This is a genomic window from Campylobacter sp. 107, from assembly GCF_002383835.1.
Taxonomy (GTDB): domain Bacteria; phylum Campylobacterota; class Campylobacteria; order Campylobacterales; family Campylobacteraceae; genus Campylobacter_D; species Campylobacter_D jejuni.
Genome location: NZ_NXBA01000018.1, coordinates 20,155 through 36,745, shown reverse-complemented (window position 1 = coordinate 36,745; position 16,591 = coordinate 20,155). Strand labels below are relative to the sequence as shown.

The following is a 16,591-nucleotide window of genomic DNA, read 5'->3' as shown; positions in this document are numbered from 1 at the left end:
ACCTTTTTTTAAATAATTTCGCTAAAATCATAGCAAAAATTTTAAAATATTAGGCTTTTAATGAAAATAGCAATTGTTCGTTTGTCAGCACTTGGTGATATTATACAAAGTGCCGTGGTTTTGCAATTTATCAAAAATTTTAAAAAAGATATAGAAATTCATTGGTTTGTAGATGAAAAATTTGAAGGTATACTCAAAAATCATCCTTTAATAGACAAACTCTATGCCCTGCCCTTAAAAGACAAAAAAATTTTAAAAAGCCTAAAAATTCTTCTTAAAGCAAGAAAAAACAACTATAATGCAGTAATAGATCTACAAGGGCTCATAAAATCTGCTATTGTAAGTCGAATTTTAAGTAGAAATAATTTTGGTTTTGATAAAAATAGTCTTAAAGAAAATTTTGCTCATAATTTCTACAACCAAAAACTTGAGTTAGATTACAATGAAAATGTATTTGTAAGATACTTAAGTCTTACCTCCTTTATGTTAAATACTGATTTTAATGTCAAAAATTTAGCCTTTAAACAAGATATTTTTAGCGTAGATGAAAATTTAAAACAACTCTTAAATAATAAACTCAAACTCGACAAAAACGAAAAAAACATACTCATACATGTGGGCTCAAGTGTAGAAAATAAAATCTATCCTAAAACAAAACTTGCTATACTTTGCAAACTTTTAATCAATGAATTTCAACAAACAAAAATTTGGCTCGCTTGGGGAAATGTAAAAGAATACGAATTTGCTAAAGAGGTTTTAAATCTTAGTGGTATTGATGAAACACATATAGAATTAGCGCCAAAATTTAATCTTGAAGAGCTAATGGCTTTTACAAAAATGATGGATCTTATCATAGGAAATGATAGTGGTCCAACACATTTAGCTTTTGCTTTAAATAAAGCATCTATTACGATTTTTGGTGCAACACCAAGCTACCGCAATGCTTTTCAAACTCATATCAATAAAATCATTGATACAGGTAAAAAAATTCAAAATGCCAAGCATATCGATAAAAGTGATTTTTGTATCACGCGTATAGAAGAAGAAAATATCTTCAAACTTGCCAAAGGCTTACTTGATGAAAAATAGCGATAGAATATATCTTAGTCTTTATTATATTTTGAAATTTTTTGTTACTTTTATGCCTGATTGTATCTTGCATTTTTTAGCTTTGATTGTAGCAAGAATCGCTTTTCATCTTAACAAAAAACACCGCAAAATCATCGATACAAATTTGCAAATCTGTTTTCCTCAATACACTCAAAAAGAACGCGATAAATTGTCTTTAAAAATTTATGAAAATTTTGCTCAATTTGGGATTGATTGTTTGCAAAATCAAAACACCACTAAAGAAAAAATTCTCAATAAAGTAAATTTCATCAATGAAAATTTTCTTATAGATGCTCTAGCTTTAAATCGTCCTATTATCTTCACAACTGCACACTATGGAAACTGGGAAATTTTAAGCCTTGCTTATGCAGCTAAATATGGTGCGATTTCCATAGTGGGAAAAAAGTTAAAAAGTGAAATTATGTATGAAATTTTAAGCCAAAGTCGTACTCAATTTGACATAGAGCTTATTGACAAAAAAGACGGTATAAGACAAATGCTAAGTGCCCTAAAAAAAGGGCGAGCTTTGGGAATTTTAACTGATCAAGACTGCGTAGAAAAAGAAAGTGTAAGATTAAAATTTTTTAATAAAGAAGTAAATTATCAAATGGGAGCAAGCCTTATCGCACAAAGAAGCAATGCTTTGATCATCCCTGTTTATGCCTATAAAGAAGCTGGTAAATTTTGCATAGAGTTTTTTAAAGCAAAAGATTCTCAAAATGCAAGCTTAGAAGAACTGACACTTTATCAAGCACAAAGTTGCGAAGAAATGATTAAAAAAAGACCTTGGGAATACTTTTTTTTCCATAGACGCTTTGCAAGTTATAATAAGGAAATTTACAAGGATGCAAAATGAATCTAAAGCAAATAAGCGTTATTATCATCGTAAAAAATGCAGAGCAAACCTTGCTTGAGTGTTTAAATTCTTTAAAAGATTTTGATGAAATTATTTTACTTAACAATGAAAGTAGTGATAATACCCTAAATATAGCTAATGAATTTAAAAAAGATTTTGCTAATTTGCACATTTACCACAGTGCTTTTATAGGTTTTGGAGCTTTAAAAAATCTTGCTTTAAGCTATGTAAAAAATGATTGGATTTTAAGCATTGATGCTGATGAAGTGCTTGAAAATGAGTGTATTAAAGAGCTTAAAAATTTAGAACTTCAAGAAAATAATATCATCGCGCTTAGTCGTAAAAATCTCTATAAAGGCGAATGGATAAAGGCATGTGGTTGGTGGCCTGATTATGTTTTAAGGATTTTTAATAAAAATTTTACTCATTTTAATGATAATTTAGTACATGAAAGTCTTATTCTACCAAGCAATGCTAAAAAAATTCATCTTAAAAATGGATTAAGGCATTATTCTTATAAAGACATCTCTCACTTAATTAATAAAATGCAGTACTACTCAAGCCTTTGGACAAAACAAAATATACACAAAAAAAGTGGTGTTTTAAAAGCAAATTTAAGAGCTTTTTGGACTTTTTTTAGAAATTATTTTTTAAAAAGTGGCTTTTTATACGGCTATAAAGGCTTTATAATTAGCGTTTGCAATGCTTTAGGGGTGTTTTTTAAATACATGAAATTATATGAACTTCAAAGACAAAAGCCAGAAACTTGTGCTTTAATAATAACAACCTATAATCAAAAAGAACGCCTTAAATTAGTACTTGATAGTGTTAAAAATCTAGCTTTTTTACCCAATGAAGTTTTAATCGCAGATGATGGTAGCAAAGAAGATACAGCAAGGCTTATTAAAGAATATCAAAAAGATTTTCCTTGCCCTTTAAAACACATTTGGCAAGAAGATGAAGGGTTTAGACTTAGCAAAAGTCGCAACAAAACTATAAAAAACGCTGATAGTGAATATATAATAGTTATTGATGGTGATATGATTTTGGAAAAAGATTTCATAAAAGAACATTTAGAATTTGCACAAAGAAAGCTTTTTTTACAAGGTTCAAGAGTAATTTTAAATAAAAAAGAAAGCGAAGAAATTTTAAACAAAGATGATTATCGCATAGCTTTTAATAAAAAAGATTTTAAAAGTTCTAAAAATTCTTTTTTAGCTAAAATACTTTACAATCTTTCAAAAAAAGATGAAAAAATCTTTAAAAAAACCACTCTTATTAAAGGTATTAGGGGTTGCAATATGAGTTTTTTTAAAACTGATTTTGATGAACTTGATGGTTTTAATGAAAATTTTATTGGTTGGGGTAGGGAAGATAGTGAATTTGTTGCTAGATTTTTATTTAATAAAGGCATTTTTAGACGCTTAAAATTTAAAGCTATTGCTTATCATATTTATCACGAAGAAAATAGCAAAAAAATGCTTGAAAGCAATCATCACATTTATTTAGATACCATTAAAAATAAAAAGATTTCTTGGAGATAAAACATGAAGAAAATAGGTGTAATTATACCAATCTATAATGTGGAAAAATATCTAAGAGAGTGCTTAGATAGCGTAATTAATCAAACCTATACCAACTTAGAAATCATACTTGTAAATGATGGTAGTACAGATGAAAACTCACTCAATATTGCAAAAAAATATACCTTAAAAGATAAAAGAATAACTCTTTTTGATAAGAAAAATGGGGGTTTAAGTTCAGCTAGAAACGTAGGTATAGAATACTTTAGTGGAAAGTATAAATTAAAAAACAAAACTCAACATATAAAAGAAAATTCTTTAATAGAATTTCAATTGGATAGTAATAATCCTTATAATATATATAAAGCATATAAAAGCTCTCAAGCTTTTAATAATGAAAAAGATTTAACCAATTTTACTTATCCTAGTATAGATTATATTATATTCTTAGATAGTGATAATTATTGGGAATTAAATTGTATAGAAGAATGTGTTATAAGAATGAAAAATGTGGATGTATTGTGGTTTGACCATGATTGCACCTATGAAGACAATATAAAAAATAAGCACAAAAAAACAAGGATGGAAATTTTTGATTTTAAAAAAGAATGTATAATCACTCCAAAAGAATATGCAAATCGAGCATTAAGTGTAGGATCTAGAGATATTTCTTTTGGATGGAATGGAATGATTGATTTTAATTTTTTAAAGCAAATTAAACTTAAATTTATAAATTTTATTATCAATGAAGATATACACTTTGGGATAATTTTGTTTGCTAGTGCTAATAAAATTTATGTTTTATCACAAAAGTTGTATTTGTGTCGTTTAAGAGCAAACAGTATATCAAATCATGATAAGAAGATTACAAAAGCAAATGTGTCAGAGTATTTTAAAGATATATATGAAACTTTCGGGGAAAACGCTAAGGAAGCAAAAAATTATTTAAAAGCAGCAAGCAGGGTTATAACTGCTTTAAAATTGATAGAATTTTTTAAAGATCAAAAAAACGAAAATGCACTTGCTATAAAAGAAACATTTTTACCTTGCTATGCCAAAAAAGCTTTAATGATTAAAAAATTTAAAAAAGATCCTTTAAATTTAAAGGAACAATTAGTTTTAATTAAACCTTTTATTCAAACAAAACTTCCTTATGATATTTGGAAATTTTGGCAAAAAATAAAAAATATTTAATAATAAAAATATAAAAAATTAATTAATTTTTAGGTATAATCACTATAATTATAGGAGAAAATATTTTATATGCTATTTCAATCATACTTTGTGAAAATAATTTGCTTATTCATCCCTTTTAGAAAAATTAGACATAAAATAAAAAAAACATTTTTACTAAAAAACATACAACGAGATAAAATCGATTCTTATTTACCAAAAAAAACTCTTGTGCAAATTAATAAATACAACAATGAAGATTTAATTAAACTTAATAAAGCTATTATACGGGAGGGGCATAAAGGATATTTTAATTATGATGAAAAATCTAAAGATCCAAAATCTCCTTTGAATCCTTGGGCTTTTATACGAGTAAAAAATGAAGCTATTACCTTAAAAGCTTCTCTTGAAAGCATATTGCCTGCTATCCAAAGAGGTGTTATAGGATATAATGATTGTACCGATGGAAGTGAAGAAATAATTCTAGAATTTTGCAAACAATATCCTTCATTTATACCAATAAAATATCCTTATGAAATTCAAATTCAAAACCCAAAATCAGAAGAAAATAAACTCTATAGCTATTATAATTATGTTGCAAGTTTTATACCAAAAGATGAGTGGCTTATAAAAATAGATGTGGATCATATCTATGATGCTAAAAAACTTTATAAAAGCTTCTATATACCAAAAAACAAATATGATGTAATTAGTTATTCAAGGGTTGATATTCACTATTTTAATGATAATTTTTTTCTTTGTAAAGATAATAATGGCAATATATTGAAAGAACCAGGAGATTGCTTGCTTATCAATAATTATAACTTAAAATGGAAAGAAGTATTAATTGACAGAATCAATAACAATTGGAAAAAAGCAACAAAACAAAGTTTTTCTTCAAATATACACTCTTTAGAGCAATTAAAGTATAAACACAGGATATTATTTCACACTGAATTAAATAATTATCATTTTCCTTTTTTAAAAAAACATAGAGCTCAAGATATTTATAAATATAATTGGATAAGTATTGAAGAATTTAAAAAATTCTATTTACAAAATATTAATCATAAAATAGAACCTTCTATGATTTCAAAAGAAACTCTAAAAAAAATATTCTTAACATTGTTTTAAAAATTTTTTATATTTAAATAAAATTTTTAAAGTTAAAATATTTATTTTAGCTAACAATGTAACCATTAATTTTGTTCTTTTTATTTTATATATTTGAATATATAGCAAATATTTAATTAGCACATAGAGAACGCTACAATACTTGTTTAAAATATAATTTTGCCTTAAATAGTTTAAAACCAACTGCAACTCTTGAATATTATTTTTAACAAGCACTTCATTCTTAGTATTACAAATTGAATTATTATTAGGCACGTAATGATATAAATTACAGTTCATATATGCTATTTTTTGAGCTTGACTTAACATTGGATAATATAACAATACATCTTCAGCCATATTGATTTTAACATCTTTCTCGAGTTTTAAACTCGCAAAAGCTTCTAAATACAATTTCTTTCTTATAAGTTTCCCCCACATAGTCCAATATAAATTTTTCTTTGCAATAATTTTTTTCACAAACTCTTTTTTGCTATAAAAACCAGAATTAAAGTCAAACTTTTTATATGAAATAACATTACTTTCAACAATAGCATTGAAAAACACTAAATCAACTTCATCCTGTTCATCTAAAATTTTTATACACTCTTCACAAGCATTTAGTTCCAAATAATCATCAGGATCTAAAAACATTATATAAGGAGAGTTTGCTACTTTCACACCTTCATATCTTGCTCTTAAAAGACCTAAGTTTTTTTCATTGTGGATTATTTTTATTCTTTTGTCTTTTTTAGAGTATTCTTTGGCTATACTTATACTATTATCATTTCCACAATCATCAACTACAATTATTTCTATATCTTTAAAAGTCTGATTGATACAGCTTTCTATTGCCCTTGCTATATATTGTTCCACATTATAAGTTGGTAAGATGATTGAAATTTTAAACATATTTATTCCTTATTTTATTATAATTTAATTATAACATAAAATCTATTTTGATAAAATCGTTAAAAATAAATCTTGATGGAAAATAATCATGAAAAAAGTTATTATTGCTGGAAATGGACCAAGTTTAAAAGAAATTGATTATTCAAGGCTACCAAATGATTTTGATGTATTTAGATGTAATCAATTTTATTTTGAAGATAAATACTATCTTGGTAAAAAATGCAAAGCAGTGTTTTACACCCCTGGTTTCTTCTTTGAGCAATACTACACTTTAAAACATTTAATCCAAAATCAAGAATATGAGACCGAACTAATTATGTGTTCTAATTACAACCAAGCTCATCTAGAAAATGAAAATTTTGTAAAAACTTTTTACGATTATTTTCCTGATGCTCATTTAGGATATGATTTTTTTAAACAACTTAAAGAATTTAATGCTTATTTTAAATTTCACGAAATTTATTTCAATCAAAGAATTACCTCAGGAATCTATATGTGTGCAGTAGCTATAGCTCTAGGATACAAAGAAATTTATCTTTCGGGAATCGATTTTTATCAAAATGGATCATCTTATGCTTTTGATACCAAACAAGAAAATCTTTTAAAACTAGCCCCTGATTTTAAAAATGATCGCTCACACTATATCGGACACAGCAAAAATACAGATATAAAAGCTTTAGAATTTCTAGAAAAAACTTACAAAATAAAACTATATTGCTTATGTCCTAACAGTCTTTTAGCAAATTTTATAGAACTAGCGCCAAATTTAAATTCAAATTTTATCATACAAGAAAAAAATAACTACACTAAAGATATACTCATACCTTCTAGTGAGGCCTATGGAAAATTTTCAAAAAATATTAATTTTAAAAAAATAAAAATTAAAGAAAATGTTTATTACAAGTTGATAAAAGATCTATTAAGATTACCTAGTGATATAAAGCATTATTTCAAAGGAAAATAAATGAAAGAAATAAAAATACAAAATATAATCATAAGTGAAGAAAAAACACCCTTAGTCGTGCCTGAAATAGGCATTAATCATAATGGCAGTTTAGAACTAGCTAAAATTATGGTAGATGCAGCCTTTAGCGCAGGTGCTAAGATTATAAAGCATCAAACCCACATCGTTGAAGATGAGATGAGTAAGGCCGCTAAAAAAGTAATTCCTGGTAATGCAAAAATAAGCATTTATGAGATTATGCAAAAATGTGCTTTAGATTATAAAGATGAGCTAGCACTTAAAGAATACACAGAAAAATTAGGTCTTGTTTATCTTAGCACACCTTTTTCTCGTGCAGGTGCAAACCGCTTAGAAGATATGGGAGTTAGTGCTTTTAAGATTGGTTCAGGTGAGTGTAATAATTATCCGCTTATTAAACACATAGCAGCCTTTAAAAAGCCTATGATAGTTAGCACAGGAATGAATAGTATTGAAAGTATAAAACCAACTGTAAAAATCTTATTAGACAATGAAATTCCCTTTGTTTTAATGCACACGACCAATCTTTACCCAACCCCACATAATCTTGTAAGATTAAACGCTATACTTGAATTAAAAAAAGAATTTTCTTGCATGGTAGGCTTAAGCGACCACACAACAGATAATCTTGCGTGTTTAGGTGCGGTTGCACTTGGTGCTTGTGTGCTTGAAAGACATTTTACTGACAGCATGAATAGAAGTGGCCCTGATATAGTTTGTTCTATGGATACAAAGGCTTTAAAAGAGCTAATTATGCAAAGTGAGCAAATGGCTATAATGAGAGGAAATAATGAAAGCAAAAAAGCAGCTAAACAAGAACAAGTTACAATTGATTTTGCTTTTGCAAGCGTAGTTAGCATTAAAGATATTAAAAAAGGCGAAGTTTTATCTATGGACAATATCTGGGTTAAAAGACCTGGACTTGGTGGAATTAGTGCGGCTGAATTTGAAAATATTTTAGGCAAAAAAGCATTAAGAGATATAGAAAATGATACTCAGTTAAGCTATGAGGATTTTGCGTGAAAAAAATCCTTTTTATAACAGGTACTAGGGCTGATTATTCTAAGATTAAATCTTTAATGTACAGGGTGCAAAACTCAAGCGAATTTGAGCTTTACATCTTTGCAACAGGAATGCACTTAAGCAAAAATTTTGGCTATACAGTTAAAGAGCTTTATAAAAATGGCTTTAAAAATATTTATGAATTTATAAATTATGATAAATATTATCAAACCGATAAGGCTTTAGCCACTACAATTGATGGATTTTCAAGATATGTAAATGAGCTAAAACCTGATTTAATCGTAGTGCATGGAGATAGAATCGAGCCTTTAGCAGCAGCTATTGTTGGAGCATTAAATAATATCTTAGTAGCACACATTGAAGGTGGAGAGATTTCAGGAACTATTGATGATAGCTTACGCCACGCTATATCAAAACTAGCACATATTCATTTAGTAAATGATGAGTTTGCAAAAAGGCGTTTAATCCAACTTGGAGAAGATGAAAAATCTATTTTTATTATAGGTTCTCCTGATTTAGAACTTTTAAACGATAATAAAATTTCACTTAATGAAGCAAAAAAATATTATGATATAAATTATGAAAATTATGCTTTACTTATGTTTCATCCTGTTACAACTGAAATTACAAGCATTAAAAATCAAGCAGATAATTTAGTAAAAGCACTAATACAAAGTAACAAAAATTATATTGTTATTTGTCCAAATAATGATTTAGGCTTTGAATTAATCTTGCAAAGCTATGAAGAACTTAAAAATAACCCTAGATTTAAGCTTTTTCCATCGCTTAGATTTGAGTATTTTATAACTTTGTTAAAAAATGCTGATTTTATAATAGGTAATTCAAGTTGTATTTTAAAAGAGGCCTTATACTTAAAAACAGCAGGGATTTTAGTTGGCTCTAGGCAAAATGGAAGACTTGGCAATGAAAATACACTAAAAGTTAATGCAAATAGCGATGAAATACTAAAAGCTATTAACACCATTCATAAAAAACAAGATCTATTTAGCGCTAAGTTAGAGATTTTAGATAGCTCAAAATTATTTTTTGAATATTTATTAAGCGGAGAATTTTTTAAACTCAGCACGCAAAAAGTTTTTAAGGATATAAAATGAGCTTAGCAATAATCCCTGCTCGTGGTGGCTCAAAGGGTATTAAAAATAAAAATTTGGTTTTATTAAACAATAAACCTTTAATTTACTACACCATTAAAGCTGCACTAAATGCTAAAAGCATTAGTAAAGTCGTTGTAAGCAGTGATAGTGATGAAATTTTAAATTATGCAAAAAGCCAAAATGTTGATATTTTAAAACGCCCAATTAGCCTTGCACGAGATAATATTACAAGCGATAAAGTGCTTTTACATGCTCTAAAATTTTACAAAGATTATGAAGATGTAGTTTTTTTACAACCCACTTCGCCGCTAAGAACAAATATTCATATTGATGAGGCTTTTAATCTTTATAAAAATAGCAATGCAAATGCCCTAATTAGCGTAAGCGAATGTGATAATAAAATTCTAAAAGCCTTTGTTTGCAATGATGGTGGCGATTTAGCAGGGATTTGTAATGATGAATATCCTTTTATACCAAGGCAAAAATTGCCTAAAACTTATATGAGCAATGGTGCAATTTATATTTTAAAGATAAAAGAATTTTTAAACAATCCTAGCTTTTTACAAAGCAAAACTAAGCATTTTTTAATGGATGAAAGCTCAAGTTTAGATATTGACTGTTTGGAGGATTTAAAAAAGGTTGAACAGATATGGAAAAAATAACCTTAAAATATATTAAAAATATATTAAAAATATATTAAAGCAATATAATATTTATACAAAAACTTACATAGAAAATCCTAGAAGATTTTCAAGACTAAAAACCAAAGATTTTATAACCATTCCATTGGAAAACAATCAATTAGAGAGTGCGGGGGGGGATAGAAGAATATTGTGCTTTTAAATTTAGCAATATCTTACATGAAATGGGTTCATTTTCTTTTAGTGGATCTTTTCTACCTCATTATGTAAAAGTTGGAAGGTATTGTTCAATTGCTGATGGGGTTTCTATGTTTAACTTTCAACACCCTATGGATAGAATCAGCACTGCAAGTTTTACCTATGAAACAAATCATAGTTTTATTAACGATGCTTGTCAAAATCACATCAACAAAACATTTCCTATAGTTAACCATAATCCAAGCTCATCAATAACGCATTTAATTATACAAGATGATGTTTGGATAGGAAAAGATGTTTTGCTTAAACAAGGGTATCACACTTGGGACTGGATGTGTCATAGGACAAAGAGCTGTAGTTACTAAAGATGTACCACCTTATGCTATAGTTGCAGGAATTCCAGCCAAAATTATCAAATATAGATTTGATGAAAAAACAATAGAAAGATTATTAAAAATTCAATGGTGGAGATATCATTTTGCTGATTTTTATGATATTGATCTTAATTTAAAAATAAACCAATATCTTGACCTACTAGAAGAAAAAATCATAAAAAAATCAATTTCCTACTATAATCCAAATAAACTTTATTTTAGAGATATTTTAGAACTAAAATCAAAAAATTTAATCTATTTTAATCTATTTTTCACCCCTACTTCCTCTCTCTTTAAAACTTCAAATAATTTCTGATGAAATTTATCATGTGCAAACTCTTTGGATAGTTTTTTTATGATTTCATTACTTTTCTTTTTATCATGATAATTTTGATTTAAAATTTCTTTATTTTTGTTTTCATATCTTCCATTTGGATTAAATTCATAATGATAAATGCAAATTTTAAAAACGGCTATTTTCTCACAAAACATAAAATAAACATAACAAAAAAGTACATCTTCGCCGTAACTCAAACGCTCATCTATTTTATTTTTTTCAAAACTTTTTAAGATGATATCTTTTCTAAAACACTTCGCCCAAACCGACCAGCAAAAATGCCTTTGTTTGCTTAAGAATTCTAAAAATTCCTTTTGATTAAAAACTTCATCTTGTTTAAAACGATAAAATTGTTTGGTTTTTACTCTATGCACAAAGGCATCAAAACAAAGCAAATCAAAACCTTTTTTCATCTCTTTAAACGCTATTTCACAAGCATCAAGCGTCAAAAAATCATCACTATCTAAAAACATTATAAAATCAGAACTAGAATGTAAAACTCCCAAATTTCTACTTGCAAAAGTGCCTAAATTTTCCTCATTTTGAAAGATTTTTATCCTTGGATCTTTTTTAGCAAATTCTAAAACTATATTTAAACTATTATCTTTACTTTTATCATCAATAATCAAAATTTCAATATCTTTTAAAGTCTGATTTATACAACTTTGCAAAGCCCTTGAAATAAAATCACAAGAATTAAAAAGCGGGATTATGATCGAAAGTTGTGGCATATTTTTCCTAAATTTTGTTAAAATAATAAAAACAATTCTATCAAAGTTTAGGAAATTTATGAAAATTTTTATACATCTTCCCACTTGGCTAGGCGATGCAGTGATGGCTTCACCTGCTTTATACGCCATAAAAGAACATTTTAAAAATGCCCAATTTATCCTTTATGGATCTTTGGTTTCCACAGCACTTTTTAAAGAATTTCCTAATTCTAAAATCATCATAGAAAATAAACTATCCCGTTATAAACAAGCTCTATCTTTACGCAAAGAACTTGGTAAAATCGATCTTAGCTTTGCTTTTAGATCTGCGTTTTCTTCTAAGATTATCTTGCACATTCTTAAAACGAAACAAAGATATTTTTTTGACAAAAACAAGCACAAAGAAGAACATCAAGTTTTAAAATACCTTTATTTTATAGAAAACTCACTTAGCATAAAAGCTCATTCTAAAGACTTAAAGCTTCCCTTTAAGCTAAAATTTCAAAACCCTCTTATCTTAAACAATGGTAAAAAAATTCTAGGATTCAACCCTGGCGCAAGCTTTGGAAGTGCAAAAAGATGGGATGCGAGTTATTTTGCTAAAGTGGCTTTAAATTTCAGCCAAAGTCATGAAATTTTAATCTTTGGTGCAGGAAAAGTCGAACAAGAACTTTGTAATGAAATTTATCAAATTTTAAAAGAACAAAATATAAAAGTAAAAAATCTTTGCAATAAAACCACCATCAAAACCCTTTGTCAAAATATCGCTTTTTGCGATCTTTTCATCACAAATGACAGTGGTCCTATGCACCTAAGTGCGGTTTATAAGGTAAAAACCGTGGCTATTTTTGGCCCTACGAAATTTACTCAAACTTCACCTTGGCAAAATGAAAACGCAAAATTAGTACACTTAGATCTAGCTTGTATGCCTTGTATGCAAAAAATCTGCCCTTTAAAACACCACAAATGCATGAAAGATTTAAAGCCTCAAAGGGTTATAGAAGAAGCTAGAAATTTACTTAAAAACCCTCATCTATAATCTGACAAAGTGTGTGTATGATTAAAATGTGTATTTCTTGAATTCTAGCCGTATCATCGCTTGGCACAACAAGATTATGATCACAAAGCTTATTCATCATTCCACCGCCCTTTCCACTAAGCCCTAAACAAAGCATATTAAGTTCTTTTGCTTTTTTAAAAGCTTCTAAAACATTGGGACTTTTTCCACTGGTTGAAATGCCGATTAAAACATCATTTTCATTTCCTAAAGCCTCCACTTGTCTTGAAAAAACAAACTCAAAACCATAGTCATTTCCTATAGCACTAAGCGCTGAAGTATCGGTTGTAAGTGCTATACCTGCTAAAGCCTTGCGTTCTTTTTTATAACGCCCACTAAGTTCAGCTGCAAAATGCTGTGCATCAGCTGCACTTCCACCATTTCCGCAAATTAAAATTTTACCACCTTTTTTAAGACATTCACATAAAAGCTCACCTACTTTAGCGATTTGTCCTTTTAAAATTTCACTTTCTTGAACGATTTTTTGATGCTCTTGCCATTCTTTTTCTACTAAATTTATCATTTTTTATCCTTAATCTTTTCTATAATCTTACTCGTACTAAATCCTTCTTCAAAATCGATTAATTCAACTCTTGAAACCAAATTTGAACCTACAACAAGTTTATCTTTATAATCAGCTCCTTTAACCAAAATATCAGGCTTTAAAAAGCTTATAAGTTCTAAAGGTGTGTTTTCATCAAAAATCACTACAAAATCTACAAAATAAAAAGCTGCCAACATACAAGCTCTTTGAAACTCTGAATTTACAGGACGACTCTCGCCTTTGAGTCTTTTCACACTCGCATCTGAGTTCAAACCTACAATCAAAATATCGCCTAATCTTTTAGCTTTCTCAAGATATTTTATATGTCCAAAATGCACGATATCAAAACAACCATTTGTAAAAACAATCTTTTTATCATTTTGTTTTAAAAGCGTTAAAAGCTCTTCTTTATTTTTGATCTTTTTCTCAAAACTCATACTTTTAAAACTTCTAATCTCATCAAAACTCACACTCACACTACCTATTTTACTTACCACAACGGCTGCAGCTTCATTGGCAAGTTCACAAGCTTTAAAAATTTCAATCTCATTTGCCAAACAAAAAGCCAAAACGGCAATCACACTATCGCCCGCTCCTGTTACATCATAAACTTCTAAGGCTTTAGCAGGTGCGATTTTTAAACCCTCATCAAAAAGCGCAATCCCCGCTTCTGAAAGAGTGATGATAGAATAACGCAAAGAAAAATCTTCTTTTAATTTTTTAATCCCTTTTTCTAAATTTTCACCCTCTAAATTTTCAAATTTCAAAGCTTCTAAAGCTTCTTTTTTATTAGGCGTGAGTAAGGTTGCACCGCTATATTTACTAAAATCACTGCCTTTAGGATCAACTAAAACAGGAATATTTAAAGCCTTAGCCTTTTTTATCACAGCCTTGCAAACCTTAGGCGTTAAAATACCCTTAGCATAATCGCTTAAAACCACAGCTTTAAAATCTTTAATCTTTTCATCAAACAAAGCAATAAGCTCATTTTCAAGCAAAATCTCACTTATGTCTTCTTCATCTAGTCTTAAAACCTGCTGATTGTGTGCCATAATGCGATTTTTAAAAGGGGTTTTGCGTCCTTTTTGGATCAAAAATTCTCCTTTTAAATTTTCTTGTAAAAATTTCCCACTCTCATCATCACCCACAACACCAAGCGCAAAAACATCAGCCCCTAAACTTTTTAAATTTGCATAAACATTCGCAGCCCCGCCCAATCTTTTATCTTCCTTAAGAGTTTTAGCTACCAAAACAGGGGCTTCAGGACTGATACGCGAACAATCACACCAAGTGTAATTATCCACCATAAAATCCCCTATAATTAAAATTTTAGGTTTTTTCTGGCTTAAAAACTCAAGCATTTACTTCCTTTTCAAAAAGTCTTTTTATCTCATCTAAATAATCTTTAATCCCCTCTTCAAGACTAAATTTTGGCTGATAATCCCAAGTTTGATCTAGTTTTGCTTCAGTATGGAATTGATAAGATTTTACATAAGGATTTGGGATATATTCACAAGGCAAATCAGTCTTTAACTCTTTTTGCAAAATATCAACTATATCTTGAAAGGTTCTTGCTTTACCACTGCCTACATTATAAACCCCGCATTTTGAATCAAGGGCGATTAAATTAGCACTAATAACATCTTTAATATAAGTAAAATCTCTATAAATTTGATCACTTCCTTCAAACAATCGTGGATTTTTTCCTGCTAAAATTTGATGGCCAAATTGCAAAACCATAGAAGCGGTTTTGTTTTTATAAAATTCGCCTTTTCCATAAACATTAAAATATCTAAGTCCTACCAAATGAGCTTTATCGTAGTATTTTTTCGCTAACTTATCCATCATCAATTTTGAAAAAGCATAAGGATTTTTTGGTTCTTCATCTTTACCTACAGTTTGTGGACTTTTTGCATCACCATAAACCGAAGCTGAACTTGCATAAATAAGCTTTGCATTAAGATCTATGCTAAGTTCTATAAAATCTTTAAAAGTATTTAAATTGGTTTGTAAAACCTTAGTTTGATCAAAAACCGTAGTGTCTGAAATTGCTGCTTGATGAAAAATAATCTCTGGCTTAAAATCTTCAATCTTTTTTAAAACTTTTTCATCGTTAATATCACCTGCAAAAAGCTCTCCATCAAATTTAAGTAAATTTTTAAAATGCCCAAAACTTTGTAAATTTCCATTTTCAAAAGTCGCATTGCTACGCATTTTATCAATGATTAAAATTTCATGTTTTTCTTGCAAATTTAAAGCCAGTTGCGAACCTATAAATCCTGCACCACCTGTGATTGCTACTCTCATTTAAATGTCCTTTTCTTTAAAAAAGCTCAAAATTTCTTTTAAATTTTGAAATTGTCTAAAAAAATCGCCTTCTTTTTTTTCTTCATTTACCAAAATCAAAGTGCCAATATTAGCATTTAACCCTGCTTGCATATCGCTTAGATTATCTCCGATAAAAATAGAATTTTTCATATCTAAATTAAACTCATCTTTTGCTTTTAAAAGCATTCCTGCTTTAGGTTTGCGACATTCACAACCTTCTAAATGCGGACAATGATAAATTTTATCAATTTTTATACCTTGTTTAGTAAATTCTTTAAGCATATAATCACAAAGCTTAAAAAAATCACTTTCCTTATAATATCCTCTTGCAATGCCTGATTGATTTGTCGCTATAAAAAGCAAATATTTTTTAGCTAAAAAATATCTACAAAGTTCAAAAATTCCATCACAAAATTCAAAATCTTCTATTTTATAGACATATTTTTTATCTATATTAATCACACCGTCTCTATCTAAAAATAATGCTTTTGTTTTCATAAAAAACATTATAATATAGCTTTTTTGAAAAGAAAATAAACATTATCTTTATTTTCTTAAGATTTTTATAAAAATAAAGATATATAATATCTAGCAA

The 16,591-nt window shown here is 28.3% G+C and carries 17 protein-coding genes and 1 pseudogene; 12 read left to right on the top strand and 6 right to left on the bottom strand.

Going from position 1 to position 16,591, the window contains the following annotated elements; all coding sequences use genetic code 11:
• The first annotated feature begins 60 nt into the window (after nucleotides 1-60).
• The 5 genes from waaC (at nucleotide 61) to BGS40_RS01745 (ending at nucleotide 5,796) form a co-directional block, all read left to right on the top strand.
• The gene (gene waaC, locus BGS40_RS01765) at nucleotides 61-1,089 is read left to right on the top strand and encodes a lipopolysaccharide heptosyltransferase I (protein WP_096738281.1); all 1,029 of its coding nucleotides are present in this window, start codon (nucleotides 61-63) and stop codon (nucleotides 1,087-1,089) included.
• Nucleotides 1,079-1,966, top strand: a complete 888-nt coding sequence (htrB, locus tag BGS40_RS01760) for a lipid A biosynthesis lauroyl acyltransferase HtrB (RefSeq protein WP_096738280.1) — start codon at nucleotides 1,079-1,081, stop codon at nucleotides 1,964-1,966. The genes waaC and htrB overlap by 11 nt, the downstream gene beginning before the upstream one ends.
• On the top strand, nucleotides 1,963-3,510 hold the full coding sequence (locus BGS40_RS01755; RefSeq protein ID WP_096738279.1) for a glycosyltransferase family 2 protein: 1,548 nt from the start codon (nucleotides 1,963-1,965) through the stop codon (nucleotides 3,508-3,510). The genes htrB and BGS40_RS01755 overlap by 4 nt, the downstream gene beginning before the upstream one ends.
• Nucleotides 3,511-3,513: 3 nt before the next feature.
• Entirely contained in the window at nucleotides 3,514-4,683 is a 1,170-nt protein-coding gene (locus BGS40_RS01750; protein WP_096738278.1) for a glycosyltransferase family 2 protein, read from the top strand.
• Nucleotides 4,684-4,752: 69 nt separating this feature from the next.
• Entirely contained in the window at nucleotides 4,753-5,796 is a 1,044-nt protein-coding gene (locus BGS40_RS01745; protein WP_096738277.1) for a beta-1,4-N-acetylgalactosaminyltransferase, read from the top strand.
• Here BGS40_RS01745 and BGS40_RS01740 read toward each other — a convergent pair.
• On the bottom strand, nucleotides 5,782-6,687 hold the full coding sequence (locus BGS40_RS01740; protein ID WP_096738276.1) for a glycosyltransferase family 2 protein: 906 nt from the start codon (nucleotides 6,685-6,687) through the stop codon (nucleotides 5,782-5,784). The two genes, BGS40_RS01745 and BGS40_RS01740, sit on opposite strands and share 15 nt — an antisense overlap.
• Before the next feature lie 88 nt (nucleotides 6,688-6,775).
• On the opposite strand from BGS40_RS01740, the gene BGS40_RS01735 reads away from it, so the two are divergent.
• The 6 genes from BGS40_RS01735 to BGS40_RS09875 all read left to right on the top strand — a co-directional run bounded on the left by BGS40_RS01735 (nucleotide 6,776) and on the right by BGS40_RS09875 (nucleotide 11,336).
• Nucleotides 6,776-7,651, top strand: a complete 876-nt coding sequence (locus tag BGS40_RS01735; protein WP_096738275.1) for an alpha-2,3-sialyltransferase — start codon at nucleotides 6,776-6,778, stop codon at nucleotides 7,649-7,651.
• Entirely contained in the window at nucleotides 7,652-8,692 is a 1,041-nt protein-coding gene (gene neuB / locus BGS40_RS01730; protein ID WP_096738274.1) for an N-acetylneuraminate synthase, read from the top strand.
• Nucleotides 8,689-9,807 (top strand): UDP-N-acetylglucosamine 2-epimerase, encoded by a 1,119-nt coding sequence (gene neuC / locus BGS40_RS01725; RefSeq protein ID WP_096738273.1) that lies wholly within the window; start codon nucleotides 8,689-8,691, stop codon nucleotides 9,805-9,807. The genes neuB and neuC overlap by 4 nt, the downstream gene beginning before the upstream one ends.
• A complete protein-coding gene (locus BGS40_RS01720) occupies nucleotides 9,804-10,469 on the top strand; it encodes an acylneuraminate cytidylyltransferase family protein (RefSeq protein WP_096738272.1) in 666 nt (221 codons plus the stop codon). Before neuC ends, BGS40_RS01720 begins: the two co-directional genes overlap by 4 nt.
• A 203-nt stretch (nucleotides 10,470-10,672) precedes the next feature.
• Nucleotides 10,673-11,011 carry a hypothetical protein gene (locus tag BGS40_RS09635; RefSeq protein ID WP_257841689.1) on the top strand — a complete coding sequence of 113 codons (339 nt, stop codon included), beginning with the start codon at nucleotides 10,673-10,675 and terminating at the stop codon, nucleotides 11,009-11,011.
• Nucleotides 10,941-11,336: a hypothetical protein gene (locus BGS40_RS09875; protein WP_308203023.1), complete on the top strand. Its 396-nt coding sequence runs from the start codon at nucleotides 10,941-10,943 to the stop codon at nucleotides 11,334-11,336. Before BGS40_RS09635 ends, BGS40_RS09875 begins: the two co-directional genes overlap by 71 nt.
• Here the strand turns inward: BGS40_RS09875 and BGS40_RS01710 are convergent.
• On the bottom strand, nucleotides 11,276-12,088 hold the full coding sequence (locus BGS40_RS01710) for a glycosyltransferase family 2 protein (RefSeq protein WP_096738271.1): 813 nt from the start codon (nucleotides 12,086-12,088) through the stop codon (nucleotides 11,276-11,278). The genes BGS40_RS09875 and BGS40_RS01710 overlap by 61 nt on opposite strands.
• Nucleotides 12,089-12,146: 58 nt before the next feature.
• Here BGS40_RS01710 and waaF point away from each other — a divergent pair, with 58 nt between their 5' ends.
• The gene (gene waaF, locus BGS40_RS01705; RefSeq protein WP_096738270.1) at nucleotides 12,147-13,106 is read left to right on the top strand and encodes a lipopolysaccharide heptosyltransferase II; all 960 of its coding nucleotides are present in this window, start codon (nucleotides 12,147-12,149) and stop codon (nucleotides 13,104-13,106) included.
• Here waaF and gmhA read toward each other — a convergent pair.
• From gmhA to BGS40_RS01685, 4 genes and pseudogenes are all read right to left on the bottom strand, one after another.
• Nucleotides 13,087-13,647: a D-sedoheptulose 7-phosphate isomerase gene (gmhA, locus tag BGS40_RS01700; RefSeq protein ID WP_052793751.1), complete on the bottom strand. Its 561-nt coding sequence runs from the start codon at nucleotides 13,645-13,647 to the stop codon at nucleotides 13,087-13,089. The genes waaF and gmhA overlap by 20 nt on opposite strands.
• Nucleotides 13,644-15,029 (bottom strand): D-glycero-beta-D-manno-heptose-7-phosphate kinase, encoded by a 1,386-nt coding sequence (gene rfaE1, locus BGS40_RS01695; protein ID WP_096738269.1) that lies wholly within the window; start codon nucleotides 15,027-15,029, stop codon nucleotides 13,644-13,646. The genes gmhA and rfaE1 overlap by 4 nt, the downstream gene beginning before the upstream one ends.
• On the bottom strand, nucleotides 15,022-15,975 hold the full coding sequence (gene rfaD / locus BGS40_RS01690) for an ADP-glyceromanno-heptose 6-epimerase (protein WP_087691938.1): 954 nt from the start codon (nucleotides 15,973-15,975) through the stop codon (nucleotides 15,022-15,024). The genes rfaE1 and rfaD overlap by 8 nt, the downstream gene beginning before the upstream one ends.
• A pseudogene (locus BGS40_RS01685) lies at nucleotides 15,976-16,537 on the bottom strand (D-glycero-alpha-D-manno-heptose-1,7-bisphosphate 7-phosphatase).
• Between the last annotated feature and the right edge of the window lie 54 nt (nucleotides 16,538-16,591).

What these genes read in the sequence shown, in the direction of transcription:
- waaC (WP_096738281.1), top strand. Translation starts at nt 61, where the DNA reads ATGAAAATAGCAATTGTTCGTTTGTCAGCACTTGGTGATATTATACAA.
- htrB (WP_096738280.1), top strand. Translation starts at nt 1,079, where the DNA reads ATGAAAAATAGCGATAGAATATATCTTAGTCTTTATTATATTTTGAAA.
- BGS40_RS01755 (WP_096738279.1), top strand. Translation starts at nt 1,963, where the DNA reads ATGAATCTAAAGCAAATAAGCGTTATTATCATCGTAAAAAATGCAGAG.
- BGS40_RS01750 (WP_096738278.1), top strand. Translation starts at nt 3,514, where the DNA reads ATGAAGAAAATAGGTGTAATTATACCAATCTATAATGTGGAAAAATAT.
- BGS40_RS01745 (WP_096738277.1), top strand. Translation starts at nt 4,753, where the DNA reads ATGCTATTTCAATCATACTTTGTGAAAATAATTTGCTTATTCATCCCT.
- BGS40_RS01740 (WP_096738276.1), bottom strand. Translation starts at nt 6,687, where the DNA reads ATGTTTAAAATTTCAATCATCTTACCAACTTATAATGTGGAACAATAT.
- BGS40_RS01735 (WP_096738275.1), top strand. Translation starts at nt 6,776, where the DNA reads ATGAAAAAAGTTATTATTGCTGGAAATGGACCAAGTTTAAAAGAAATT.
- neuB (WP_096738274.1), top strand. Translation starts at nt 7,652, where the DNA reads ATGAAAGAAATAAAAATACAAAATATAATCATAAGTGAAGAAAAAACA.
- BGS40_RS01720 (WP_096738272.1), top strand. Translation starts at nt 9,804, where the DNA reads ATGAGCTTAGCAATAATCCCTGCTCGTGGTGGCTCAAAGGGTATTAAA.
- BGS40_RS09635 (WP_257841689.1), top strand. Translation starts at nt 10,673, where the DNA reads ATGGGTTCATTTTCTTTTAGTGGATCTTTTCTACCTCATTATGTAAAA.
- BGS40_RS09875 (WP_308203023.1), top strand. Translation starts at nt 10,941, where the DNA reads ATGTTTTGCTTAAACAAGGGTATCACACTTGGGACTGGATGTGTCATA.
- BGS40_RS01710 (WP_096738271.1), bottom strand. Translation starts at nt 12,088, where the DNA reads ATGCCACAACTTTCGATCATAATCCCGCTTTTTAATTCTTGTGATTTT.
- waaF (WP_096738270.1), top strand. Translation starts at nt 12,147, where the DNA reads ATGAAAATTTTTATACATCTTCCCACTTGGCTAGGCGATGCAGTGATG.
- gmhA (WP_052793751.1), bottom strand. Translation starts at nt 13,647, where the DNA reads ATGATAAATTTAGTAGAAAAAGAATGGCAAGAGCATCAAAAAATCGTT.
- rfaE1 (WP_096738269.1), bottom strand. Translation starts at nt 15,029, where the DNA reads ATGCTTGAGTTTTTAAGCCAGAAAAAACCTAAAATTTTAATTATAGGG.
- rfaD (WP_087691938.1), bottom strand. Translation starts at nt 15,975, where the DNA reads ATGAGAGTAGCAATCACAGGTGGTGCAGGATTTATAGGTTCGCAACTG.